At 36.5% G+C, this 25558-nt stretch carries 23 protein-coding genes; 8 read left to right on the top strand and 15 right to left on the bottom strand.

The window, feature by feature from the left end:
* Positions 1-42 precede the first annotated feature (42 nt).
* Positions 43-3174 (bottom strand): UvrD-helicase domain-containing protein, encoded by a 3132-nt coding sequence (locus DFQ08_RS02280; RefSeq protein ID WP_114308173.1) that lies wholly within the window; start codon positions 3172-3174, stop codon positions 43-45.
* 115 nt (positions 3175-3289) lie between these two features.
* Here DFQ08_RS02280 and DFQ08_RS02275 point away from each other — a divergent pair, with 115 nt between their 5' ends.
* On the top strand, positions 3290-3898 hold the full coding sequence (locus DFQ08_RS02275) for a superoxide dismutase (protein WP_114308172.1): 609 nt from the start codon (positions 3290-3292) through the stop codon (positions 3896-3898).
* A gap of 115 nt (positions 3899-4013) precedes the next feature.
* Here the strand turns inward: DFQ08_RS02275 and DFQ08_RS02270 are convergent, their stop codons facing one another.
* From DFQ08_RS02270 to pdxA, 10 genes are all read right to left on the bottom strand, one after another.
* The gene (locus DFQ08_RS02270; RefSeq protein ID WP_114308171.1) at positions 4014-4463 is read right to left on the bottom strand and encodes a 3-oxoacyl-ACP synthase; all 450 of its coding nucleotides are present in this window, start codon (positions 4461-4463) and stop codon (positions 4014-4016) included.
* Positions 4453-5142, bottom strand: a complete 690-nt coding sequence (gene mtgA, locus DFQ08_RS02265; RefSeq protein ID WP_114308170.1) for a monofunctional biosynthetic peptidoglycan transglycosylase — start codon at positions 5140-5142, stop codon at positions 4453-4455. Before mtgA ends, DFQ08_RS02270 begins: the two co-directional genes overlap by 11 nt.
* A 3-nt stretch (positions 5143-5145) precedes the next feature.
* Complete coding sequence (locus tag DFQ08_RS02260; RefSeq protein ID WP_114308169.1) at positions 5146-6261, bottom strand: NAD(P)/FAD-dependent oxidoreductase; 1116 nt, start codon at positions 6259-6261, stop codon at positions 5146-5148.
* Between the two features lie 52 nt (positions 6262-6313).
* Positions 6314-9019 (bottom strand): zinc-dependent metalloprotease, encoded by a 2706-nt coding sequence (locus tag DFQ08_RS02255; protein WP_114308168.1) that lies wholly within the window; start codon positions 9017-9019, stop codon positions 6314-6316.
* Between the two features lie 132 nt (positions 9020-9151).
* Positions 9152-10504: an acetyl-CoA carboxylase biotin carboxylase subunit gene (accC, locus tag DFQ08_RS02250; RefSeq protein WP_114308167.1), complete on the bottom strand. Its 1353-nt coding sequence runs from the start codon at positions 10502-10504 to the stop codon at positions 9152-9154.
* Positions 10505-10580: 76 nt separating this feature from the next.
* The gene (accB, locus tag DFQ08_RS02245; protein WP_114308166.1) at positions 10581-11066 is read right to left on the bottom strand and encodes an acetyl-CoA carboxylase biotin carboxyl carrier protein; all 486 of its coding nucleotides are present in this window, start codon (positions 11064-11066) and stop codon (positions 10581-10583) included.
* A gap of 30 nt (positions 11067-11096) precedes the next feature.
* A complete protein-coding gene (locus DFQ08_RS02240; protein WP_114308165.1) occupies positions 11097-12092 on the bottom strand; it encodes a beta-ketoacyl-ACP synthase III in 996 nt (331 codons plus the stop codon).
* A gap of 183 nt (positions 12093-12275) precedes the next feature.
* A complete protein-coding gene (gene rpmF / locus DFQ08_RS02235) occupies positions 12276-12479 on the bottom strand; it encodes a 50S ribosomal protein L32 (protein WP_114308164.1) in 204 nt (67 codons plus the stop codon).
* An 8-nt stretch (positions 12480-12487) separates the two neighbouring features.
* A complete protein-coding gene (locus DFQ08_RS02230; RefSeq protein WP_181858345.1) occupies positions 12488-13027 on the bottom strand; it encodes a YceD family protein in 540 nt (179 codons plus the stop codon).
* A 79-nt stretch (positions 13028-13106) separates the two neighbouring features.
* The gene (gene pdxA / locus DFQ08_RS02225) at positions 13107-14147 is read right to left on the bottom strand and encodes a 4-hydroxythreonine-4-phosphate dehydrogenase PdxA (protein ID WP_114308162.1); all 1041 of its coding nucleotides are present in this window, start codon (positions 14145-14147) and stop codon (positions 13107-13109) included.
* Between the two features lie 51 nt (positions 14148-14198).
* On the opposite strand from pdxA, the gene DFQ08_RS02220 reads away from it, so the two are divergent.
* The gene (locus tag DFQ08_RS02220) at positions 14199-14789 is read left to right on the top strand and encodes a riboflavin synthase (protein WP_114308161.1); all 591 of its coding nucleotides are present in this window, start codon (positions 14199-14201) and stop codon (positions 14787-14789) included.
* Here the strand turns inward: DFQ08_RS02220 and DFQ08_RS02215 are convergent.
* The 3 genes from DFQ08_RS02215 to DFQ08_RS02205 all read right to left on the bottom strand — a co-directional run bounded on the left by DFQ08_RS02215 (position 14786) and on the right by DFQ08_RS02205 (position 17589).
* On the bottom strand, positions 14786-14995 hold the full coding sequence (locus tag DFQ08_RS02215) for a hypothetical protein (RefSeq protein ID WP_114308160.1): 210 nt from the start codon (positions 14993-14995) through the stop codon (positions 14786-14788). The genes DFQ08_RS02220 and DFQ08_RS02215 overlap by 4 nt on opposite strands.
* Before the next feature lie 471 nt (positions 14996-15466).
* Complete coding sequence (locus DFQ08_RS02210; RefSeq protein ID WP_147269430.1) at positions 15467-16312, bottom strand: EcsC family protein; 846 nt, start codon at positions 16310-16312, stop codon at positions 15467-15469.
* A gap of 182 nt (positions 16313-16494) precedes the next feature.
* On the bottom strand, positions 16495-17589 hold the full coding sequence (locus DFQ08_RS02205; RefSeq protein ID WP_114308158.1) for a LacI family DNA-binding transcriptional regulator: 1095 nt from the start codon (positions 17587-17589) through the stop codon (positions 16495-16497).
* A 185-nt stretch (positions 17590-17774) separates the two neighbouring features.
* On the opposite strand from DFQ08_RS02205, the gene DFQ08_RS02200 reads away from it, so the two are divergent.
* The 6 genes from DFQ08_RS02200 to DFQ08_RS02175 are packed head-to-tail and all read left to right on the top strand — an operon-like array spanning position 17775 to position 24010.
* Positions 17775-18602, top strand: a complete 828-nt coding sequence (locus tag DFQ08_RS02200) for an SDR family oxidoreductase (protein ID WP_114308157.1) — start codon at positions 17775-17777, stop codon at positions 18600-18602.
* A 12-nt stretch (positions 18603-18614) separates the two neighbouring features.
* The gene (gene uxuA, locus DFQ08_RS02195; protein ID WP_114308156.1) at positions 18615-19802 is read left to right on the top strand and encodes a mannonate dehydratase; all 1188 of its coding nucleotides are present in this window, start codon (positions 18615-18617) and stop codon (positions 19800-19802) included.
* Between the two features lie 18 nt (positions 19803-19820).
* Positions 19821-21230 (top strand): glucuronate isomerase, encoded by a 1410-nt coding sequence (uxaC, locus tag DFQ08_RS02190; protein ID WP_114308155.1) that lies wholly within the window; start codon positions 19821-19823, stop codon positions 21228-21230.
* Positions 21231-21234: 4 nt separating this feature from the next.
* Positions 21235-22206, top strand: a complete 972-nt coding sequence (locus tag DFQ08_RS02185) for a TRAP transporter substrate-binding protein (RefSeq protein ID WP_114308154.1) — start codon at positions 21235-21237, stop codon at positions 22204-22206.
* A gap of 5 nt (positions 22207-22211) precedes the next feature.
* Positions 22212-22703 (top strand): TRAP transporter small permease, encoded by a 492-nt coding sequence (locus DFQ08_RS02180; RefSeq protein WP_114308153.1) that lies wholly within the window; start codon positions 22212-22214, stop codon positions 22701-22703.
* A gap of 2 nt (positions 22704-22705) precedes the next feature.
* Positions 22706-24010, top strand: a complete 1305-nt coding sequence (locus DFQ08_RS02175) for a TRAP transporter large permease (RefSeq protein WP_181858357.1) — start codon at positions 22706-22708, stop codon at positions 24008-24010.
* A gap of 178 nt (positions 24011-24188) precedes the next feature.
* Here the strand turns inward: DFQ08_RS02175 and DFQ08_RS02170 are convergent, their stop codons facing one another.
* Positions 24189-25553: a spondin domain-containing protein gene (locus DFQ08_RS02170; RefSeq protein ID WP_114308152.1), complete on the bottom strand. Its 1365-nt coding sequence runs from the start codon at positions 25551-25553 to the stop codon at positions 24189-24191.
* Positions 25554-25558: the final 5 nt, after the last annotated feature.

Below are 25558 nucleotides of genomic sequence, written 5' to 3'. Positions count from 1 at the left end.
TTATTATTTTTTGTTTAACACGGCCAAAGATACTATGAAAAATTAGACTTCAAGAACTTCAATTGTATCATTTATATAAACCAGAAGTTTATGAATAACTTTAAAATTCATCTGTTCTAACACAAACTCATAGTCTCGTAATTGGGCGTTATGGGTGGATTTGGCTTCTCCGGTTTTATAATCAATAATTATAACGTCATTCTCAGCATTGATATTTAAACGGTCGGGTCTTAACAATTGCCCTGTCCGTGTTATAATATCGCGTTCGTTATAAATTTTAAAACCGTCTTGATAATACGGGGCCAATTTAGGATGATGAATAACTTGTAAGACTAATTTCTGAAGTGCCTCACGGTTGTCTGTAGTTAAGTCTCCGGAAAGAATTAAATCTGCAAAAGCCGTATCAAGATCCTGTTCCGTGGTAATTTTAGATAATAGTAAATGCACTAAATTTCCGCGTTCTATAGCGGCCTCTTGTTGGGTATCCCATAAAAGTCCGGAATTGGTTACCAAGTTTAAATTATGAACTTCCTTAGGAACAGACAATAGTTGTAGTGCTGCCAATGGCGTGTCTTCTTCTACCGTGTTGGCGTTGGGGTTCAAACTTCCGAAGTTATAGCTTAACTGACTGTCATTCCACAGTTGTTCTTGGCCTAAAAAATTCATAAACATCCCAGCATAAGTGCTCTTTCTTACTGCGCCTTTAGAATCGTAATCTTTCTTGGTTATTATGTATAATTGCTCTACGGCACGCGTTAAAACAACATAGAGTAAGTTAATGTTATCTAATTCTAATTCTGATTGGTGCTTGTTATAAATTGCAGCTCCCACCTCGCCATAAGCTTCAACATCTTTGTTATAATTGAGTAATAAGGTTTCAAAACCGTTATAATCTTCAGGAGCCACCGGAAACCAAACTTTAGGATCTACTTCTTTATAAATATCGAGGTCGGCATAAGGAAATATCACCACCGGAAATTCTAAACCTTTAGATTTATGAATGGTCATGATCTGAACCGCATTCATATTTTCTGGAGTTACCACACTAAGATTATCTTCTTTCTTTTCAAAATACTGAATAAAAGCTGCTACGTCTGAATTCTGTTTTTGGGTAAACTCTAAAACCACATCCAAATAGAATTGTAAGTAGGCATCGGAGTCCTCATTAAGCTTAAAAACCCTAACAATATGTTCTACTAACTCGTATAATGGCAATTGAAGACAGTGGTTTTTATCAATAAATATCCCAATGCTCTGAAGGGCTAGGAACATAGCATCTAAAGTACTTTTTAGGTAAGTACTAAAAAACAAATGCTTGTCTTCTGCTTGTTGTTGTTTGGCTAAATAGTTAAGAATATCCACTTTTAAACGGTCGTTATCAGGTTGCGTGAGCACCTTTAAAACCGAATTGATAAATCTTACTTTATCCGAATTTTTTAAGAGTAAGGTTTCTGAAGACGTAATCTTAATGCCATGATCATTTAAAAAGTTAGCGATAGCAACACCATCTTTTCGTTTTCTAACCAACACACAAATATCATCTAATGGGAAGCCAAGATTCTGACAATTTTGAATGGTCTCTAAAACCTGATTGGCATACATTTCATGCTGATCATCCTCTTTATCGAACTCTAAAAAATGAAGATTTACATACCCTTCAGAGCTATTGTGGGTATGTTGTCTGGCATTTTTATAGAGGGACGCATAAGCCTCCTCATTAAAAGCAGTACTGCTTAAAAACTCGAAAAACGCATTATTAAATTCTATGACAGCTTTGGCACTTCTGTAATTGGTCTCTAATGCCAGAACCTCGGCCTCAAATGCAAATGGTGCATCGTCTTTATTATATAGCCTTATAAATTGCTCGGCTTCACCACCTCGCCACCTATAAATAGCCTGTTTGGCATCGCCCACCAACATGGCCGAACCATTTACTGCCGCCAAAGCATTATCTAATAAAGGAATTAAATTATCCCATTGCATATTAGACGTGTCTTGAAACTCATCAATAAAATAGTACTTAAACTTTTCGCCTAGGCGTTCGTAAATAAATGGGGTTGGTTGGTTTTTTATTTCTTCACTGATGATGGTATTAAATTCTGAAATCAGCATTTTATTCTGATCCGATTTTAAGAGATCTAATTCGTTTTTTATGGCATTTAATACGGAAAGCGGCGTAATATTTCTGTAAAAGCCTTTTTTAAGTTTAATTGCAAACAAGGCATTTTTAGTTCCAAGAAAGGCATCAGCGAGTTGCGATTGAATGCCGTCAACAACGGAGGCCACATCGGGTTTAACACGCTTAGGATAGATTGTATTTCCTTCTAATAAGGTATTTTGCCAAGCGGCACCAAAAGTAACATAAAACGACTTAGTACTTAATTTCTGAAAATATTTAGGCAAATAACTGCCACTAAAATCTTTAAATTCTAAGCCACATTCTTCAATTAAAGCTAAAGCTCCATGAGCAACATCCACAATTTGTGCTTCGATTTCTATAATGTCTTTAGACAGTTGTTTCTTTAGATTTTTAAAGTCCTCTAAAGTCTTATTTTTTAAACTACTTAAGGCAGAAATATCGTTTTCATTCACCAGCAGTTTAGAAATGGCATTAAAATCGTAACTGATATCCCAACTGCGATCATCATCTGCTTTTTCAATAGCAAAGTCCACTAAGACCTTGGTTAAGGCTTTATCACTTCCTGCTTTAGCAATTAGGCTATCTACGGCCTCACTTAAAAGTCGTCCCTGATCTAATTCTACTTCAAAATTTAAAGGCAATTTTAAATCGTGCGCAAAGGTTCGGATCACACGGTGGGTAAATCCATCAATGGTAGAAATATCAAAAGCACCATAATTGTGAATAATGTGCTTTAATATCGCTTTAGATTTATGCTGAAGGGCTATTGGGGTTATCTCAAGTTCTTCGCAAATAGCAACAAACATCGGGTGTGGCGTTTCTAAATTGCTATCTTCGGAAAAACGTTTCAGCATATCAATAATCCGTTCTTTCATTTCCCCTACCGCTTTATTGGTAAAGGTGATGGCTAAAATGGACTTAAACTGATCGTGACTTTTGGACTGAATTAAAATTTTTAAGTAGGCCTTTGCCAATGTAAATGTCTTTCCACTACCGGCAGAAGCGTTGTATATTTTAAAGGCTGAATTTTGCAAGAGATAATTTTTATACCAAAATAGGCAATCTTAATAGTTTATTAAGAGAAAATTCTAGACAAAATTGTAAATTTGAGTGCAAAGAATTTATTAACCAATTAAAAACAAATATATTATGGCTTTCGAATTACCGAAATTAAAATATGCTTACGATGCTTTAGAACCAAATATTGATGCTCGCACAATGGAGATTCATCATACTAAACATCACCAAGGCTACACAAATAAATTGAACGCAGCGATTGAAGGAACTGATTTAGAAGGAAAAACAATTGAGAATATTCTTATTAATTTAGATACAGATAACAAAGCTGTTAGAAATAACGGTGGTGGTTTTTATAATCACTCTTTATTTTGGGATGTAATGAATCCTGAAGGAAAAAGTCGTTTATCTGGAGACTTAAAAGATGCTATTGAAGCAGAATTTGGTTCTTTTGACGCGTTTAAAGATGCATTTTCTAGTGCAGCAGCAACACGTTTTGGATCTGGATGGGCTTGGTTATGTGTCCATGAAGGTGGTAAAGTAGAAGTTTGCTCTACAGCAAACCAAGATAACCCTTTAATGCCAGGAATTGGATGTGAAGGAACACCTATTTTAGGTTTAGACGTATGGGAACATGCTTACTACTTAAACTACCAAAACAGACGTCCAGATTATATTGAAGCGTTTTTTAACGTGATTAATTGGAATGAAGTTGAGCGTCGTTATGCTGAAGCTAAATAATTAGTATGAGATAACACTCAAACTACGGTTTGAGATGATCATAGAAAAAATCCGAGCAGTATACTGTTCGGATTTTTTTATTTTTAATAGTTAAGATTTATAGCGCCACAGTCCACTATAGAACATCTGTAATGGTAAAGGGTTGCGCTCTAAAAACAATAGGATCCCCTTTAGCTTTAGATACGAGCAGTTTGGCTATAGGTGTCGCTACAGAAATAGCATAATAAGCGGTATTATCTATTCTAAGTTCACCGGCGCTTATCGCTATAAAGTAATTAGCATTTGTGGTTTTTACAACACTTCCTAAAGTTACGTTCTCATGCTTTACTTCAGGATTAATTTTTTGAAGTATGGCCTTTTGGTTTTCAATTTCTAATAACTGTTGTCCTGCTTTTTCTCGTTCTAACTGTAGCATGGCTCTTCCGGTTTCATGCTTATCCCCAGCGCTACTTTTCGTTTCGGATTCTAAAGACTGCTGAATATCAAGAATCGTTTTTTGTACGGTTTTAAGGCGCTCATCAATATACCTTAAGCAGGCCTCATATAAAGCTTTTTTAGTTGTCATTTTTAGGTTTTAGATTTAAAGGGCCGTAATAACGCATTTGCTTTACAATCCATTCTTTTCTTTTCTGAATATAAGAGGTCGCTGGTTGCGCTTTATAAGACCTAGGGTTTGGTAGTATTGCGACTATCGCTGCGGCTTCATAGCGTCCTAACTGTGCTGCCGATTTACCAAACCAATGTTGTGAGGCAGCCTCTACACCATAAATCCCTGGCCCCATTTCAATACTATTGAGATACACTTCTAAGATGCGTTCTTTACTCCAAATACGTTCAATTAAAAACGTAAAATACGCCTCTAATCCTTTGCGGAGCCAACTGCGCTCGGGCCATAAAAATACATTCTTTGCAGTTTGTTGGCTAATAGTACTCCCGCCTTTAATCCGTTTCCCCGCTTTATTATGCTCATAAGCCTTTTCAATAGCTTCTATATCGAAGCCCTTATGAGTCACAAATTTTTGATCTTCACTACAGATTACGGCTAGCTGCATGTGTTCTGAAATTTCTTCCATAGGAACCCATTGGTGTTCCCAACGTGGATTTTCATTAGTAACCTCCACATAACGTATAAGCATTAACGGCGTGAGGGGCACCGGAACATATTTAAAAAGGAACACGACACCAACCGAAATTAAGAGGCACCATATTAATACTTTTACAAAAAATCGAAAAATTCGTTTCATTCTTTATTCTAATAAATCGGCTAATTCCTTACCAATTGTACTTCCTATAGCAATTCCCATTCCGCCTAAACGCACCCCGCAAAACACATGGTTGGACAGTTGTTTTACCAAGGCTTTTTTCTGCTTCCCTACGCCCATTATTCCAGACCATCTATGGTCTATTTTAAAATCCGTATTGGGTAAAATTGTCGTTTTTAATACCTGTTCTAATTGGCCTTGTATCAAAGCCGTTTCACCAAACTCGGTGGTTTCTTCTGTTTTAAAATCAAGATGCCTTCCCCCACCTAACAATACTCTACGATCTATATTTCTAAAATAATAATACCCTTTATCTAAATGAAAGGTTCCTTTAAAGTGCAGGTTAGTTATGGGCTCTGTTATGAGCACTTGGGCTCTTGCCGGAAGCACTTCTGTAAGGTTAAAAGCTTTAGAGAATCCATTGGTTGCAATAAAGAGATTTTTAGTTGAAAAAGAAAAATGATTGGTCCTTATTTCTACTGAATTTATTAAATCTTCATAAGACTCTACTGTACAATTATTTAAAATTTTAATGCCTATAGCCCGTACTTTAAGCACTAAAGCTTCCATCATTTTACCGGTATCTATTTGACCTTCAAAAGCATTAAAGCTGTATTTGGGTTGCACCTGATTAAAACCTACACTGGTTGCTTTCCATTGAAATACAGGAGCCCTAAATAAGGGCTGCAAAAGCGTATTGATAGCACGGTGCTGCTCTAAACAGGAGTCATATAACTCGGTATCGGTTTTTAAAAACAGTTCATACCCTCCCCCGTTCTTATAAGCGATTCTGCGATCACCTAACGTTTCTCTAAGACGTTTAAGCCCATTGATACGTTGTGTTACGAGGTTTAAGGTTTCTTCTTCGGTATGATCTTTTAAATCGTCTATAATTTCACTTAAACTGCCAAAACAAGCAAAACCGGCATTCTTAGTACTTGCCCCTTGTGGCAACATGCCTTTTTCAAGAATTAAGATCTTGGCTTTTGGAAATTTTTCCTTTAAGCGCAAGGCACAGTTAAGTCCTACGATACCACTTCCAACAATTGTAAAATCAATGTTAGATAACCACGTTTTTATTTCCCAATACGATAAATTCATAGCATAAAAAAAGCTCCTTATTAAGGAGCTTTTAAAATAATCATTTCTATGCTTATTCTACTATAATTTTTTTAGTGACTTTTTGCCCACCATCGGTTATCGTTAATAAGTACACTCCAGATTGTGCATTCTGTAAGTGAACCGTTTCATTAAAACGACTCACACTGTTATAACTTTCAGCATATATAGCACGTCCTCTAATGTCATAAACCGCAAGAGAGATTTCTTCTCCAGACCTTGGGTTAAACTGCACGTTAAAGTCGCCATTATTTGGGTTAGGGTAGATACTTAAAGCCTCTAACTCGTTATCTTCTACAGATAAAACCGCTTCAGTTGAAAACTGACATGCTTCAATCGTAACCGAATTTAAAACACTTGAGGTATTGTTTACTGTATTATCAAAAATATAGAAAATCCAATTTCCTTGAGCATTTGTTCCGTTTACTGCTGACAAAGCATCTTCTGGTATTACAATATCCCCATTACTTAAAGTGCCACAATTAATTGCTGATCCTTGATCATCAAACACTAAATTAGGATTAGCTGATCCTGAACATTCCTGAGAAGCCAATCGGATAAGAAATGACCCTGAGTATTCTGGATGTCTAACCCCATAAAATAAATCACCACTATTTGGGTGTGTAATATCAACAGCAATATTAGCATCGGTCATATTTATAGAAGTAGGGAAGGTAAGTGCATACCCCGTATAACCAGTACTACTTTCTGGCACAGCGATATTAAGATTATAGGTATAACTCTCACAAACTTGTACATTTTCATATACATAATTTCCGACAGCAAAAAAACTAGTGTTAACATTAAAGAAGATATTCCCAGCGCCTTCAACCATAATTCTACATTTTGGGGCACTAACATCGGGTACTGTTACGGTATGTGAACCGTCATTAGGAACATTAGACGCTAATACTGTAGAATAGGTTAACCCTTCATCAGTAGATAATAATATATTTACATTGGCTGTATTTACACCATTACCTGTTGTCCCTGCAACTTCCCAAGTAATTGTTTCCGTTTCTCCTGGAGTCCAAACTATTTGACTTTCATTTTGCGAAGTCACTACAAAAGGTCCGGCAGCGGATACATTGGTAATAGTCATTTGATCAGAATCCGTTTGTCCTCCTCTCGCATCATTATCGCGTACGGTTAATTTAAAATTGATATTTCTATCTACATTAGATAATTTCTCCCACGTGGTCGAAGTTCCTCCATTATTTAAAAGATCTGAAAGCTGTGGTACAAATCGAGTAGGATTAGTGGTCCCTTCAAAAGAACGCACTAAAGGCCCTGATGTTATCGTTTCTGTTGGTAACCCAGCATCACCTAAATCATATTGTTCCCAAGTGTAAGTTAAGGTTTCCATACCGTCTACATCCGTAGAGTTGCTTCCATCTAATTTATAAGGTGTTCCTTTAGGTATGGAATAATTAGCGCCAGCTTCTGCTGTAGGTTCACTATTACCCGTAGCGGTTCTATTAACAGGACAAGTTCCTGTACTGCTAACATGACTCCAAATAGCATTTAAACTATTTTGATGAAAATAAGCATCACTTCCCACTTGCACATTATCAGATCCGCAGATCCCTGCATAAGCCATAATGGTAGACCCACTTCCTGGCTCATAAGCGTTAAACGTTGAGCGGTTTCCACCAGCACAACTTCCTATTGTACCGTTAAAGGTATGAGGGGCACCAAACTGATGTCCTAATTCATGTGAAACGTAATCAATATCAAAAGCATCACCTATAGGTTGAGATACACCAGTAACTCCTCTAGCTTTAAAATTAGAATTACAAGTTACCCCAACACCTGCTAAACCACCAGCTCCGGTGCTAAAGGTGTGTCCTACATCATACCCCCCTGTGGTAATAGCAGCATCAATTACGGACTGACTTTGGGATATTAAAATACTTTCATTATCGTTATTAAGGTTATCTGTAGCCGGATCAGTAAAAATAATATCATCATTATCTGCAACTAAGGTTAAAGTAATTGATAAATCGCGCTCATAAACACTATTTACTCTTGTAATGGTTACTACAATAGCAGCTAAGGCATCTGCAACCGTACCACCATGAAACTGTGTATATTCTCCGGTACAAGCTACGGCTAATCGATAATTTCTTAACGTTGCATCATTTGCATCACGAGCAGATGTTGTATTCAATGTTGTATTCTCTAATAGCGTTTCATCCTCAATAACACCACACTCAAATTCGGAATTGCTATCGTATATCGCTGATTTAGCATACACCGTATAAAGATCTCCTGTAGTTGAAAAAGGATCTATAAATTGTGTCCCTTTTTGAGTCCCTAACACCATAGCATGAAGACCTTTTGTGGTAACACTGAATCTTATGATTTCATTAGGGTTATCTACACCTTGACCGGCATAACTTCTAAGATTTGGATATTTAGCCTGAAGTTCATCTTCCATAACAGAAGCTTCAAAAACCTGATAAGCACTTAGTTTTCCTTCTGAATTTGGAAAAGACACAACGGTATTCCCAGTATTTTCACGATTTCCTACAGTTTCTAAAACCGTTTTTAAAGCCTCTAAATTGAGTTGAAAAAACGCTTCATCTTGAAGCTTTATTTTTCTGATAACTTGTTCGGATTGTTTGGCCTTTTGTTCATCTACACGCGTCCATAGTGACGTACTGTTTTGGGCTTGCGCCGAAACCGATAAAAGCACAATAGCAACAGTGCATAATTTTAAAGCGTAATTCTTAAGCATATTAAATATTTTATTTACTAGCTTATAAAGTTACGCTAATTATATTTAAAACGCCTTAATCCCTTAAAAACACCTTCTATTTTTGTGAATTTTGAAATTAAAAAACCCAAACATAAATGCTTGGGTTTTAATTTATTCTTCAATTTGCTTTTCTAACTTAAAGTCTTCCATAAACTTAGTGGTATAATTACCAGCTAAATACTCTGGATGATCCATCAGTTGTCTGTGAAAAGGAATTGTTGTCTTAATCCCTTCAATTACAAACTCATCTAAAGCACGTTTCATTTTATGAATTGCTTCTTCTCTAGTTTGTGCGGTGGTAATAAGTTTGGCAATCATAGAATCGTAATTAGGCGGAATAATGTATCCGGCATATACGTGAGTATCTAATCTTACACCGTGCCCACCTGGAGCATGAAGTGTTGTTATTCTACCTGGTGAAGGTCTAAAGTCATTAAATGGATCTTCAGCATTAATTCTACACTCAATAGAATGTAAATTTGGTGTGTAGTTTTTACCAGAAATTGGAACCCCTGCAGCGACTAATATTTGTTCTCGGATTAAATCGAAATCAATGACTTGCTCGGTGATAGGGTGCTCTACTTGGATACGTGTATTCATTTCCATAAAGTAGAAGTTTCTGTGCTTATCTACTAAAAATTCTACTGTACCAGCGCCTTCATATTTAATGAATTCAGCAGCTTTTACAGCGGCTTTACCCATTTTGGCTCTTAACTTATCCGTCATAAAAGGTGAAGGCACCTCTTCTGTTAATTTTTGGTGACGTCTTTGTATAGAACAATCACGCTCTGATAAATGACAGGCTTTTCCACGAGAATCACCAACCACTTGTATTTCGATATGGCGAGGCTCTTCAATAAGCTTCTCCATATACATATCATCATTTCCGAAAGCAGCTTTAGATTCTGAACGTGCTGACTCCCAAGCGGCTTGCAAATCTTCAGGTTTCCATACCGCACGCATTCCTTTTCCACCACCTCCGGCAGAGGCTTTAAGCATTACTGGATAACCAGTTTCTTTGGCTATTTTTACACAGTCTTCAAAAGTTTCAATAACTCCATCACTACCCGGTACACAAGGCACACCAGCAGCTTTCATGGTCGCTTTAGCATTCGCCTTGTCTCCCATACGGTTAATCATTTCTTCAGAAGCACCGATAAACTTTATGCCATGCTCTTCACATATTTTAGAAAACTTAGCGTTTTCAGACAAAAACCCATATCCTGGATGAATGGCGTCTGCATTTGTGATCTCTGCAGCAGCAATAATATTAGACATTTTAAGATACGACTCACTACTTGGTGGTGGTCCTATACAAACGGCTTCATCTGCAAACTTAACGTGTAAGCTTTCAGCATCTACAGTAGAATATACTGCTACCGTTTTAATGCCCATTTCTTTACAGGTTCTAATAACTCTAAGTGCTATTTCCCCTCTATTGGCAATTAATATTTTTTTAAACATCACTTTTTAATATTTAAAATTTCAAATTCCAAATTCTAAAAGTTCTTAGAATTATGTTTTGGAATCTTAAATTTGGTTATGATGGATCTACCAAAAACAATGGTTGATCAAATTCTACTGGAGAAGCGTCGTCAACCAGTACTTTTACAATTTTTCCTGAAATTTCTGATTCAATCTCGTTGAATAATTTCATTGCTTCAATAACACAAAGCACATCACCTTCTTTAATATCACTCCCTACCTCGACAAACACTGGTTTGTCTGGAGAAGGTTTACGATAAAATGTTCCGATAATAGGAGATTTTATAGTAATATATTTAGAATCTTCGGCTTTTGGCGCTGCGGCTGCTGGTGCTGCCTCTGCTGCAGGAACAACAGCTTGTGCAGGAGCGGCTTGTTGTACCATACCAGGAGCCTGCATAGGAACTTGTTGTACTATTGTAGTTTCGTTCTCAGAACCGGTTCTAATTGTAATTTTAATATCATCCATTTCTAACTTAACCTCACTTGCACCAGATTTAGCTACAAATTTTATTAAGTTTTGAATTTCTTTTATATCCATAATAAAGATATTTTGTTAGTTAGTTTTTCATTAGGAGTTATAAGCCCATTTAAAATAAATTGAGCCCCATGTAAATCCACCACCAAAGGCAGCAAAAATAATTTTATCACCTTTTTTAAATTTTGATTCGAAATCAAATAATAGTAAAGGTAAGGTTGCAGAAGTCGTGTTACCGTACTTCTCTATATTCATAAGAACTTTATCGTCTTCTAAATTGATTCTATTTGCTGTGGCATCAATGATACGTTTATTGGCTTGGTGTGCTGCCAACCATGAGATATCATCATTAGTAAGATCATTTCTTTTCATAATCTTTTCGGCCACATCAGCCATATTGAAAACGGCATTTTTAAAGACCGTTTTTCCATCTTGAAACACGTAGTGCTTTCCTTCCTCGAACGTATCTTTATTGATTGGGTATGACGAGCCTCCGTATGTCGCCTGAAGAAATTCTCGTCCTTCACCGTTACTTCTTAGTAATTCATCTTGAAGTCCTAATCCTTCTTCGTTAGGTTCAAACAATACAGCGCCTGCGCCATCACCGAAAATGATGCACGTTGCTCTGTCTTTGTAATTTATAAAAGAGGAATTTTTATCGGCTCCGATAAGAAGAATTTTTTTGTAACGTCCAGCTTCTATATAAGCTGCTGCAGTAGACATACCGAATAAAAAGCTAGAACAAGCCGCTTCTAAGTCATAAGAAAAAGCATTAACAGCACCAATTTGCGTGGCGGTATATGCTGCGGTTGAGGCTGCTTTCATATCTGGAGAAGCCGTACAGACAATAACTAAATCTATTTCTTTAGGATCTAAGCCTTTTTTCTGAATAAGGTCTTCAGCTGCTTTAATCGCTAAGAAAGAGGTTCCTTTACCATCTTCTTTAAGTATTCGTCGTTCCTTAATACCAGTTCTTGAGGTGATCCATTCGTCATTGGTTTCAACCATTGTCTCAAGAATCTTGTTGGTTAAAATAAAGTCAGGAACGTAGCCTCCGACAGCTGTAATTGCCGCTGTGATTTTACTCATTATTAGCTTTTAGATTAATTAAAAGTATGAAAAATTGACAAAATCTAGTACAGTTGATTCAATTTTCCTTGATTTTGGCAAATGTAAATAGAAACGCAAAGTAAATGGTTTTTGCGGTATTGAAAAAATAATAACAAAAAAAACGCTCACAAAGGAGCGTTTTCTTGTATGCACGCATAATACTTATGCTACATTTTCTTCTTCAACAGAGTTGTCAATTAATACTTGACCTCTGTAATATAATTTACCATCATGCCAGTGAGCTCTGTGGTATAAGTGTGGCTCACCAGTAGTTGGGCAAGTTGCTATTTGAGGTACAGAAGCTTTGTAATGTGTTCTTCTTTTATCTCTTCTTGTTTTCGAAATTTTACGCTTTGGATGTGCCATTTTAAATGTTATTTATCCGTTAATAGTTTTTTTAAATTATCCCAACGAGGATCAATATCCTCTGATGATTTTGTGTTTTGATCCTCACTTGGACGAAGCTCTTCTAATTTTGAAAGGATATCAGATTGTAATGTACCATCTTCTATACCTGGATGAACTCTTTTTATAGGAACAGCCAAAACAATTAACTCATAGATATATTGAGCTACATTAATTTCGTATTCCCCATGAGGTACAATTAATATGTCTTCATTATCATTATTGTACGCATCACCAAACTTTACAACCAATTTAAATTCGTCGTCTATAGCCAGGTCAAAGGGTTCGTTCGTTATATCGCAGTTTACGTTTACTGAGCCTTTAGCTGAAAAACACAACTCTAAAAGGGTTGTTTTTTTTTCGAACTTGAGGTCAATTTTTACGTCAACAGCGTTAAATTCATCATATTCAAAATGTTCAAAGAACGTATTATCAATTTGATAATCAAAATGATGCTCTCCTATTTTTAGTCCTACAAAAGGGATTGTATAAGATTTTAATGCCTTCATTATCACATTCATTTTGAGCGTGCAAATATATAAATTTTTATTTACTTCAAGCCTAGATATCAACAAATTTTGTTTATAACTATCGGGTCTGCCTTTTTAACGGGTTTTTTGCATAGATATTGTACTCTTCTCGCTGTCTAAATATTTCAATAGCAGTGACAATAGCTTGTTTAAAAGAACTTTCATCTGCTGTGCCTTTACCGGCAATTTCATAAGCCGTTCCATGGTCTGGAGAGGTCCTTACTTTAGAGAGTCCGGCCGTATAATTAACCCCTTTACCAAAGGCGATTGTTTTAAACGGAATTAAGCCTTGATCGTGATAAGAAGCAATAATAGCATCAAAATTTCTATAGGTATTAGAGCCAAAAAAACTATCTGCGGCGTATGGTCCATAGACCAAATGCCCTTCAGATTTAATTTTTTCTAATGTTGGTTTTAAGACAACGTCATCTTCATCCCCAATAACACCATGATCTCCGGCATGTGGATTAATGGCTAATACGGCGATTTTTGGTTTACGTATACCAAAATCTTGCTTTAAAGATTTAGTAACCGTCGCTATTTTTTCTTTTACTAAGGCCCCAGTTATAGTTTCACTAGCTTCTTTTAAAGGGACATGATCGGTAAGTAAGCCCACACGTAAATTATCTGAAACCATAAACATTAAGCTTTTACCATTTAAGGCCTGTGCTAAATAATCGGTATGTCCGGGAAAATTAAATTTTTCTGACTGAATGTTATGTTTATTAATAGGAGCCGTTACCAATACATCAATAGTGCCTTCTTTTAAAGCCGATGTTGCCGCTTCCAGAGATTTTATGGCATATTCTCCAATCTTCTGATCTTCCGTACCAAACTTAATTTTAACAGGTTCTTTCCAAACATTGACGACATTCACTTTACCATGAACCACTTTATCTGGACTGTCAATGCTAAAAAAATTAATTTTACTATTAAAATGATTCTTAAAAAACTGCATGGTCTTCGCTGAAGCAAAGATCACAGGTGTGTTTAATTCTAGAGACCGCGGATCTTCATATGTTTTTATGACTATTTCCGCTCCAATACCATTAAGATCACCAATTGAAATCCCTACAATTATCTTTTCGTCTTTTTTCATTTTTTGTCTTTAACTTTGTCATTGCAAATTTAACTAAATAAAGTACAAATTATGTTCACAGGAATTATAGAAGATTTAGGCCGCATTGAGAAAATAGAAAAAGAGCGTGAAAATCTTCATATCACGGTAAGGACTTCTATTACTAATGAACTGAAAATAGACCAGAGTGTTGCTCATAATGGGGTCTGCTTAACGGTTGTCGCCATAGATGGTAACACCTATACGGTTACAGCGATACAAGAAACTATTGCTAAAACGAATTTAGGGCTTTTAAACGAACACGAAGCTGTGAATATAGAACGTGCTATGAAACTTGGAGACCGCTTAGATGGCCATATCGTACAAGGTCATGTCGATCAAACAGCAACTTGCATAGCTGTTTTAGAACAAGATGGCAGTTGGGTTTATACTTTTGAGTACGATAAAAATCTTAATAATGTTACTATAGAAAAGGGCTCGATTACTGTTAATGGAGTTAGTTTAACGGTTGTTAATTCTGAATTGAATCGTTTTTCAGTGGCTATAATTCCTTATACTTATAAGCATACCACTTTTCAATATTTAAAAGAAGGTGATGCTGTAAACTTAGAATTTGATGTAATAGGAAAATACGTTAAACGCCTTAACGATTTACGAAATTAAGCGTTTCGTCTCGAATATTGATATGACTTATAGATACCAAACCCTAGGGCTACTACCAAAAGTATAACAATATTGCTATCTATTGGTAATTGACCAGGTGGTGGTGGTGTATTCATAGCTTCTGGTGGCGGTAAATCTTCTTGAGCCAACGCCATAAAACCTACAAAAAAAACTAAAATTGAGGCAAAAACATTTTTCTTCTGCATGCTTAATTTATATGCTGTAAAAGTATAAAAAAAAATGAACTGACAAAATTAAAGCAAGACTAAAACATCCTTAAAAAGCAGATTTCATCGATAAAACGTTAAAAAGTCAGTTATATTAGAGAAAAACGCTCTTTTTGTAGTGCTATTTAACAAAATCGTAATATTATTATTCGGATTATAAACAAACAAAGTACAGTTCGTCTACCAAAACAAGTCTTTCATCAAACTTATAAGCTCATAAAATTTCTAAAAACTCGAGTTTAAGACATTCATAGCTAAAATTTTATAAATAATAGGCTCTGTTTCTATCTTCATCTTGATACTAAAAAATTAAACAACCGGAAAGCCCATTTTCATCTTAACGAGTAGCCTTCAATCCATTTAATTCTGAAAATTAGGTCTTAAGTCCGAAATCATAAAAAAAACTATTGTACCAACCTCTAATAAACATAGTATAAGCCTCGTTTTAGTTTATCTAGTGTCCATTTCTTTGTAAGCCAATTTCACTGTGGCTTCACCATATTTTCGTTCTAAGCGTCTTATTGTAAAATGTGCGCTGGCCATATTCTGAAAATGATCAATAAAAATATAATTGAGTCCTCCGCCTCCAACAGCGCCTATAATAGGTAGGGCTTGTGCTAAAAACTTTTCACTAATCAATAAACTTAATCGGGTGGCAATCTTAGATAGTAAATTACCAATTGCATTAGACCCCATAATAGAGCTACTTTTAATTAGACCTTCTAAAGTCATTTTTAATCCTGCTGAAGAGATATTATTAATTGTAGAATTAAGCGCAATTCTGGTTGTGTAATAACTCATTTCCATATCGTCATCCCCTGAGGCTTGTCCGCCTAAAGCAAATACCCTTAGGCACTCCATTTGCCCTTCTAAGGTGTAAATGTCTTCGCCTTCACTTCTAGCAATATCCATTATGGTACGCATTAAAAACTTTGTGGTTAAGGTAACTTCTGACGCAAAAATCGCGGTTCCAAATCCTGTAGACGCCCCAAAGAAACCACTTAAAGCCCCTGTACTTGTCACAATACTTTTATAAGTACTTTTCGAAGGTTTTTTAAAGGTTTGATTTTTTTGAATGGTTAACAAATTCGCTTTAATAATTTTAAGCAAAACAGTTTCAGTAATTTTCTGAACTTTTACCAATACTTTTTCGGGAACATAGTTGATGCCCGTTTCTACGGTCGTTCCTATTTTATTGACACTTCGTATGCCCCAGCCTAAATTTTCCATACTCATTTTGGCTTGCTTAAGGAGGGCGCTATCTTCAGGCGACAAATGATTTACTGTAATTTTCAAAAGCTAAGATTTATACAAGATAGGTCTATAAAACTTCTTTTTTGTTACAGAGGAAGCGATTAGCATCAACTTATCTTGATTAAATTCTGATATACTTCAAAAGAGGACTTAAACACATGCTCCCTTTACAATTTTAAATCGATTGTAAAAGACATGGCTTAAGTCCTCTTTTTTTTTTGTAGTTACTCTTTAACGTACTGGGCAGAAGGTTCGGATTCTGAAATGTATTCATCACGGCCATTGTACTGCACGTTTTCTTTAATGAGAATATCTATAGGAAGGTATATTTTCTCTGCGGGTTGCTTCTTTTCAATGAGATAATCGGTTAAGAGCCGTACCGCCGTATAACCTTGATCAAAAGGTTTTTGAGAAATTAAAAATGACACCGAATCATTAAGCAAACAGGCAGTGTTTTGAGGTGTATTATCAAAGCCAACAAGCTCTAACTGCTTCAGTCGTTTTTTATCTATACAATTCACCACCCTATAAATCCTACTCGAAGGGACAAAAACAACTTTAATCTGTAAATGGTTGTCTAAATAAGCTTTTATAATTTCTCGGGAGTCTTCAGTATTAGCAATATCATCAATTTTCAAAATTTGAGGTTGAACCTTGATTTTATTTTCAATGAAATAATTATTAAACCCTTCAACTCTATCGGATATCGCATTGTTTTTGATGCTATTATGGCGCGATTGAATAATTAAAAATTCTGAAGTTTCTTGGGCTTGACGATGTAGTAACTTAGCAGCAATATAACCTGCAGTATAAGAGTCTTGACCTACATAACTCATGTTATTATAACCATTAATATCAATATTTAAAAATAAATACGGAATCTTAAGACTTTCTAATTGGTTGATGATTTGTGTGGTTTCCTCAGAAAAATTAGGCACCATAATCACAGCTGAAGGTTCTGTTTTTAAAACATCTTCAAAAGCCTTAACATAAGAATCTGAATCCGATTGATTAAAAGTAAAACTATGAACCTGAACACCAAAACTCTTAACATCCGTTGCAGCCTTTAAAACCCCAAGATATGGCGATTTCCAAAACAAATCGGCCTCCGTATACTCAGGAATCAATACCGAAATTTGATGTTTCTTTTTCATGGCTAGCGCACTGGCCACCGGATTCACAGTAAAGTTATGGCGCTCAAGAATTTCTCTAACCTTGGCTGCGGTCTTTTTAGAAACGCCCCCTCTATTATGAATCACGCGATCCACGGTACCTTCGGAAACATGAGCCTCCTTTGCGATGTCCTTAATGGTAATCATCTTATCAATTGAATGGATTTATTAATACAAACGTAAACATCCCACAAACATAAAACATATGGTATGTAATTTTAAGCAATGTAGTCAAAAAAACACAATTTTGTGTGCGCACACAAAATACTATCGTTATATTTGTGTGTGCGCACACGAAACTATTATTTAGTTAAATATATTAAATCAAAATAATGAATAAAGTCATCGTATTAACAGGAGCTGGAGGCGTTTTATGCAGCACTTTAGCTATTGCACTTGCTGAGCAAGGTCATAAAATTGCCGTATTAGATTTAAGAAAAGCAGCAGCAGACAACGTTGCCAATGAAATTAAGGCTTATGGCGGAACCGCTTTAGGTATTATGGCCAACGTTTTAGAGAAAGATTCTTTAGAAGCGGCAAAAAAAATTATAAATGATACTTATGGTAAAATAGATATTTTGGTAAATGGTGCAGGTGGCAATCATCCCTTAGGAACCACCTCAAATCCCTTTTTAGAAACGGAAGATTTACTCAATAAAACAGAAGGTTTTAAAACCTTTTTCGATTTAGACCCTAAAGGAATAGAATTTACCTTTAACCTTAACTTTTTAGGCACTTTAATTCCTACACAAGTTTTTGCTACAGATATGGTTGGTAGAGACGACTGTTCGGTGCTAAATATTTCATCTATGAATGCCTTTACCCCTTTAACAAAAATACCAGCTTATAGTGGCGCCAAAGCTGCGGTATCTAACTTTACCCAATGGCTAGCGGTTCACTTTTCTAAAGTCGGCATCCGTGTGAATTCCTTAGCGCCTGGGTTTTTCTTAACCGACCAAAACAGAACTTTACTAACCCACGCTGATGGAAGTTTAACCCAAAGAGGCCAACAAATTATTGACCAAACCCCGATGCAACGTTACGGTAATCCTGAAGATTTAATAGGCCCAACGCTATGGTTATGTGGCGAAGGTGCTAAATTTGTAACAGGTGTTGTGGTACCTATTGATGGCGGATTTTCAGCCTATAGTGGCGTTTAAAAAAATAAAATTATGAGACAAAATTTAGAACAAACATGGCGTTGGTACGGCCCAAATGACCCTGTTTCTTTATCAGATATAAAACAAGCAGGAGCTACAGGAATTGTTTCTGCTTTACACCATATCCCAAATGGAGAGGTTTGGACCATTGAAGAAATCAACAAGAGAAAAGAAACCATAGAAAACCATGGCCTAACTTGGTCTGTTGTAGAGTCGGTGCCTATTCATGAAAACATAAAAACAAAATCTGGTGATTACCAGTTATACATCGATAATTACAAACAAACCTTATTAAATTTAGGGACTTGTGGTATCGATACCGTTTGCTACAATTTTATGCCCGTTTTAGATTGGACCCGTACCAATCTCGATTACGAAGTTTCAGATGGATCGACCGCCTTACGATTTGAAGCCACTGCTTTTGCTGCTTTTGAATTGTATTTATTAAAAAGACCTGGTGCTGAAGAAGACTATACCGAAGCACAAAAAGTACAAGCTGCAGCATTTCTAAAAAACAGCTCTGAAGACGCTCAAAAAACCTTAATCCGAAATATTATTGCAGGTTTACCAGGTGCTGAGGAAGGCTATACTTTAGAAGAATTTAATGCCATCTTAGCAACCTATAATACTATTGGTCCAAAGGAATTAAAAGCGAATCTATTTTCATTTTTATCAGCAATTATACCTGCCGCAGAACAAGCCGGTATTTTAATGTGTATTCATCCTGATGACCCACCTTTTCCAATTTTAGGTTTACCAAGAGTGGTTTCAACAGAACAAGATATTATAGATATCTATGAAGCAGTGCCGTCACACAACAACGGATTAACGTTCTGTACGGGTTCATTTGGTGTTAGAGCGGATAATGATTTAGCCGGAATGGTAGAACGCCTTGGCGAACGGATTCACTTTATTCATCTACGTGCCACGACGCGTGATGCGGAAGGAAATTTTCACGAAGCCGATCACTTGGATGGTGACGTCGATATGTATGCCGTGATGAAAGCCTTAATTAAAGAACAACAAAAGCGTATTGAAGCTGGCCGTAAGGACACTAGAATGCCTTTTAGACCCGATCATGGTCATAAAATGTTAGACGATTTAAAGAAGAAAACCAATCCTGGGTATTCTGGTATTGGACGCTTACGTGGTTTGGCAGAATTACGTGGTTTAGAATTGGGGATCAGACGCTCATTATAATTCAGAAAACACATTAAAATGACTTCCAACTCAACTTTTATGACGTCTAATTTCTTATTGCAATCAGACGTTGCTGAAACGCTGTACCATCAATATGCCAAGGATTTACCGATTATAGATTACCATAATCATTTGTCACCACAGCGTATTGCAGAAGACCAACCGATAAACAATATCACCGAAGCTTGGCTTAATGGCGACCATTATAAATGGCGGGCTATGCGTGCCAATGGCATTGAAGAAACCTATATCACAGGGAGTGAAACCACTGAAAAAGAGAAATTTATGAAATGGGCAGAAACCGTGCCTTATACGCTTCGAAATCCTTTATTTCACTGGACGCATTTAGAACTGCAACGCTATTTTAATGTCGATGAGATTTTAACACCTTCATCTGCAGAACGCATTTATGATAAGGCCAACGCTGTGCTAGAAACCAAAACGCCTGCACAACTCTTAGAACAGATGAAGGTTGAAGTTATTTGTACCACAGATGACCCAACAGATACTTTAGAGCACCATAAAACTATTGCTAAAAAAGGGTTCTTTACTAAGGTTTTACCAACCTTTAGACCCGATAATTTAATCTTAATTGAAGCTGAAGGTTTTGTCTCTTATATTGAAAAATTAAGCGCTCGCGTAGGGTTTACCATTTCAAATTTATCAGAATTACTTCAGGCCATTCAAAATAGAGTAGACTTTTTTGATGCCTTAGGCTGTCGACTTTCAGATTATGGTTTAGAGCAAATTTATGCCTTCGACTTTACAGAAAAGAAAGCCGATACAATCTTTCAAAAACGTCTATCTCAAGCTGAAATTTCAAAAGAAGACGCCCGTGTGTTTGCCTCTTACCTCTTGTTTCAATTGTGTAAAATGTATCACGCCAAAGGTTGGGTACAACAATTTCATTTGGGAGCCTTACGAAACAATAACAGCCGATTATTAGACCAAATAGGTTTGGATGCTGGTGTGGATTCTATAGGCGATTTTAGTCAGGCGAAGGCCATGTCTAAACTGTTTAACCAATTAGATGCTGAAAATGCACTATCTAAAACCATAACTTATAACCTCAACCCTTCTCAAAACGAAGTCTTTGCCACCATGATGGGAAATTATAGTGAAGCTGGAATTCCTGGAAAAATGCAATGGGGATCAGGATGGTGGTTTTTAGACCAGAAAGATGGCATGGAAAAACAGCTCAATACCTTATCTAATATGGGCTTATTGAGTCGGTTTGTAGGGATGCTAACGGATAGCCGTAGTTTTTTATCCTTCCCAAGACACGAATATTTTAGACGTATTCTATGTAATTTAATTGCAGAAGATGTTAAAGAAGGCTTAGTTCCCAATGATATTGAATTCCTCGGCAAAATGGTTCAAGATATTTGCTATAACAACGCGGTTCGCTATTTCAATTTTGAACACTAACATCATGAAAAACCGTCTATTTCATATTTTAATCCTGATTATTTTTCTGCAGAGTTGTAAAGAAGATCAGACCACTAAAACGCTCTATTTAGCACATAATATGCCACAAACGCATTCAGTGCATAAGGGAATTTTAGAATTTCAGAAGGCCTTACGTTTAAAGTCCGGTGGAAAGTTAGACGTTAAAATTTTTCCTGATGGTCAACTCGGTTCAGAACGCGAAGTTTTAGAATTATTGCAAATAGGCAGTGTGGCCATTACCAAAGTGAGTGCGGCCACCTTATCTAATTTTGTTCCTGAATATCATGTTTTTGGAATTCCGTATTTATTTGAAAACAAACAACATCAGTTTGATATTTTAGAAGGCGACGTCGGAAAATCTATCTTAGAAAAAGGAAGTCAGTTTTGGTTACGAGGTTTGTGTTATTATGATGCTGGAAGTCGAAATTTTTACACTTCAAAAAAAGCCATTAGAACACCTGAAGACTTAAAAGGCTTGAAAATACGCGTGATGAATAATCAAATGGCCATTAATATGATTAATAGTATGGGCGGCTCTGCCACACCTTTGGCTTTTGGGGAATTGTATACGGCTATGCAACAAGGCGTGGTTGATGGTGCAGAAAACAACTCACCTTCGTTTGTGTCTTCTAACCATTACGAAGTAAGTAACTATTATACGATAGACCAGCATTCCTCTATTCCGGATGTCTTATTAATAGGAACAAAATTTTGGAACACCTTATCGGATGAAGAAAAACAATGGATTCAAGCGGCCGCTGATAGTTCGGCACAAGCCCAGAAAAAGTTTTGGAATGCCTCAGTTGAAGAATCTATGGCCATAGCAAAGGCCGCTGGCGTAGAAGTTATTACTCCTGAAAAGTCTTTATTTCAGGAGCGTTCAAAATCTGTTTTAGAGCAATTTCAGAAAGCGCATCCTGAAATGCAAAGTCTCATTAACAGCATTAAAAAGTAATAGGTATGAAAACTGCAGATATTATTTTCCTTAAGGTATGCAATATCATAGAAATGGTATTAATTTCTATTTTTGGCTTATTAGTGGTCGATGTGTTACTACAGGTGTTTTCACGTTACATTCTTAATACCTCATTTACATTTACAGAAGAATTAGCACGCTTTTCATTAATATGGTTATCCATTTTAGGTGCCGCTTACCTCAGTGCGAAACGAGAACACTTATCTATGGATTTTCTCTACCAGAAAATGGGCGTTAAATCGCAAAAGAAAGCCCTTATTTTTATTGAACTCTGTGTGTTTCTATTCGCGCTTTGCATCATGGTGATTGGTGGTATTAATTTGGTTTACACCACACTTCATTTAGAACAATTATCGGGAACTTTACGCATTCCTTTAGGCTACATTTATGCCATTTTACCGCTTAGCGGACTGCTAATGATGTGTTTTTCAGTTTATCATTTTGCAAAAATTCGCACGAACATTATAACCGAATAATGATGAGTATAGAAGTTATTAGCATCCTCGTTTTATTTTCGAGCTTTTTTATTCTATTAATGCTTAAAGTTCCTGTGGCTTATAGTATTGGTATTTCTACAACCTTAAGTTTATTACTTAACATTGATAAAATGCCAGGCCTTACAACCATAGCCCAACGTATGACCACGGGAATTGATAGTTTTGCCCTCTTAGCCATTCCGTTTTTTGTACTTGCCGGAGAAATTATGAAACAAGGCGGAATAGCCAATCGGCTTATTAATTTCGCCAAATCATTAGTCGCAAGTCTACCCGGAGGTTTGGCTTATGTAAACGTCTTATCATCAATGCTATTTGGTGCGGTTTCGGGCTCAGCAATTGCAGCAACCTCAGCCATTGGAAGTATTATGACAGACCCCATGGAAAAGGAAGGTTACCCGAGAGCATTTAGCGCCTCGGTAAATATCACGTCTTCTACAACAGGCTTATTAATTCCACCAAGTAACATCTTAATCGTTTACGCTTTAGCAAGTGGAGGTACAGCCTCTGTTGCGGCCTTATTTATAGCCGGATATTTACCAGGTATTTTACTAGGTGTTGCTATAATGGCCTACATTGCTTTTGTGGCCATAACACGAAAATTTGCTAAAGGACAACGCGCGCCCTTGTCCTTAATCTGGACTTATTTCAGAAAAGCATTTTTTAGCCTCTTATTATTAGTCATCGTTGTAGGTGGTATTGTTTCTGGAATCTTCACGGCAACCGAAGCTTCCGCAATAGCCGTTTTATATGCCGGAGTTTTAGCCTTAATTTATGGTGATGTGAAAGTCAAAAACTTTCCTGCTATACTATTGACAAGTGCAAAAACGACTGCTGTGATTATGTTTTTAATTTGCACTTCAATGGCAATGTCTTGGTTATTTTCCTTTGAAGGCATTCCGGAATTGATTAGTGGATTTTTACTGGAGCAATTCAGCAATAAAATTGTCATCTTTTTAGTCATCAATCTTGTGTTATTGATTATTGGAACCTTTATGGATATGACGCCAGCTGTGCTCATCTTTACCCCTATTTTTTTACCGGTTGTGGTGGCTTTAGGTATGGATCCTGTACATTTTGGAATTGTTTTAGTGCTTAACCTATGTATTGGCTTATGTACGCCACCTGTAGGGACCATCCTTTTTGTAGGTAGTGGTGTGGCGAAGATTTCGGTTTCAAAAGTCATAAAACCGCTACTCCCATTTTTATTAATTATGGTTATGGTATTACTGCTTATCACCTATATTCCAGAAATAGCCATGTATTTACCTACTTTATTTGAGTTGTAACAACAGAAAGCGTTTTGATGATAATGGCGTTGACCATAATCACCTGCTTCTAGATTTAGTAATGAGTTCTTTCAGAAATAGAATCCCCTTAAAACGCACTATTCAGGAATATAAATCACAAAAAAATCCGCGTTTCACATAATGGAGAAACGCGGATTATATAAAATAATTAATACTCTTAATTTGCGGTAATTGTAATTTTTAGAACCGTATTTACACTTGGATAATCGTAGCCATCATTAACATTAGATAATAATTGAACTGGTTCCGTTTCAACCATTCCCGTATCTGCAGCCAATTGATTCGTCACTGTATTTGGACCAATGGCAGGCTGCTCGTTAACCTCTGTTCCAGCATCCCATAAGTAAACCTCATTTGTAATATCACCACTTAAAGGCGTTCCGTCTGCACTGAATAATTCAATTCCTTTATCTTGAGTGGCGAACAACACATCGTTTGTAGCCGCTAACATACTTGCAAATGATAAGCTATTTCCTGCTTCAGCTGTGAAGCTAAACGTGTAAGTGTTTCCTGGTAATAAAGGCCCAGGACCATTACCTCCCTCTACAGTATTAAAAACAGCACCTGAAATTTGTCCTTCTAAAGCACTTAGGTTATCCGCTAAAACAGCCGTATTTCCATCTTCAGCAATATGTTCTAATCCTAAATCGTAATCTGTAACTCCAGAAGTGAATAATGGCATCGTATTTCCTTCATGAACTACAAATATGCCAGGCGATGATGGGTAAGTCACTCCCGTATTATCAGCTGTATAGTCGCTTAAAGGAGCTGCATTTCCATCTTCAGCAATCGCTTCAACTCCTTGTCCGTAATCTGCTTGACCTTCTGTAAATAAAGGATTTTCACCACCATGAATCACATAAACGCCAGGTGATAAAGGTGCAACAGAACTACCTGCGCTCGTCTCTAAACTTGCTGTTGTTAAATCTTCAATAGAAACGGTAAATAATGTGCCATCTTCATGAGTGATGCTTACAGAAATTATTTCGTTTACCGCTGGGTAATCAAACATAAAACCATTGGTAACGTCTGCAATTTTTAATACGTTTCCGTTTTCCACCTCGCCAGTATCTGGACCAGATTGCATGCCTACCGTATTAGGCCCCACCGCTGGTTCTTCGTTGACTTCTGTTCCCGCATCCCATAAATAAACTTGATCGGTAACATCTTCAGAAATAGGATCGCCATTGTCATCGTAAAACGCAATGCCGTTACCATCAGGCGCAAAAAATAAATCGTTGGTTGCCGCTAACATGGTTACAAAAGACAATTTTTGACTTCTACCGGCATCAACCGTAAATTCGTAACGTTTTCCTGGAGTTGCTGGCCCAGGACTTGCATCGCCTACAGGGGTATTAAATACTCCTGAGTCTATAAAACTATAGGCACTCCCTATATTTTCAATACTTACTGTAAAATTGGTAGTTTCGCTTGGGTTAACTATTGTGTTGTCGTCGTCACTATCGCAACTTGCTAAAAGGGTAATAACGGATAAAAGGGTAATAAATTTAAAATTTTTCATTTGTA

The sequence above is a fragment of the Winogradskyella arenosi genome (assembly GCF_003337305.1).
Classification (GTDB): Bacteria; Bacteroidota; Bacteroidia; order Flavobacteriales; family Flavobacteriaceae; genus Winogradskyella; species Winogradskyella arenosi.
The sequence above is the reverse complement of the archived record's forward strand: the minus strand, read 5'-3'. Positions and strand labels throughout refer to the sequence as shown.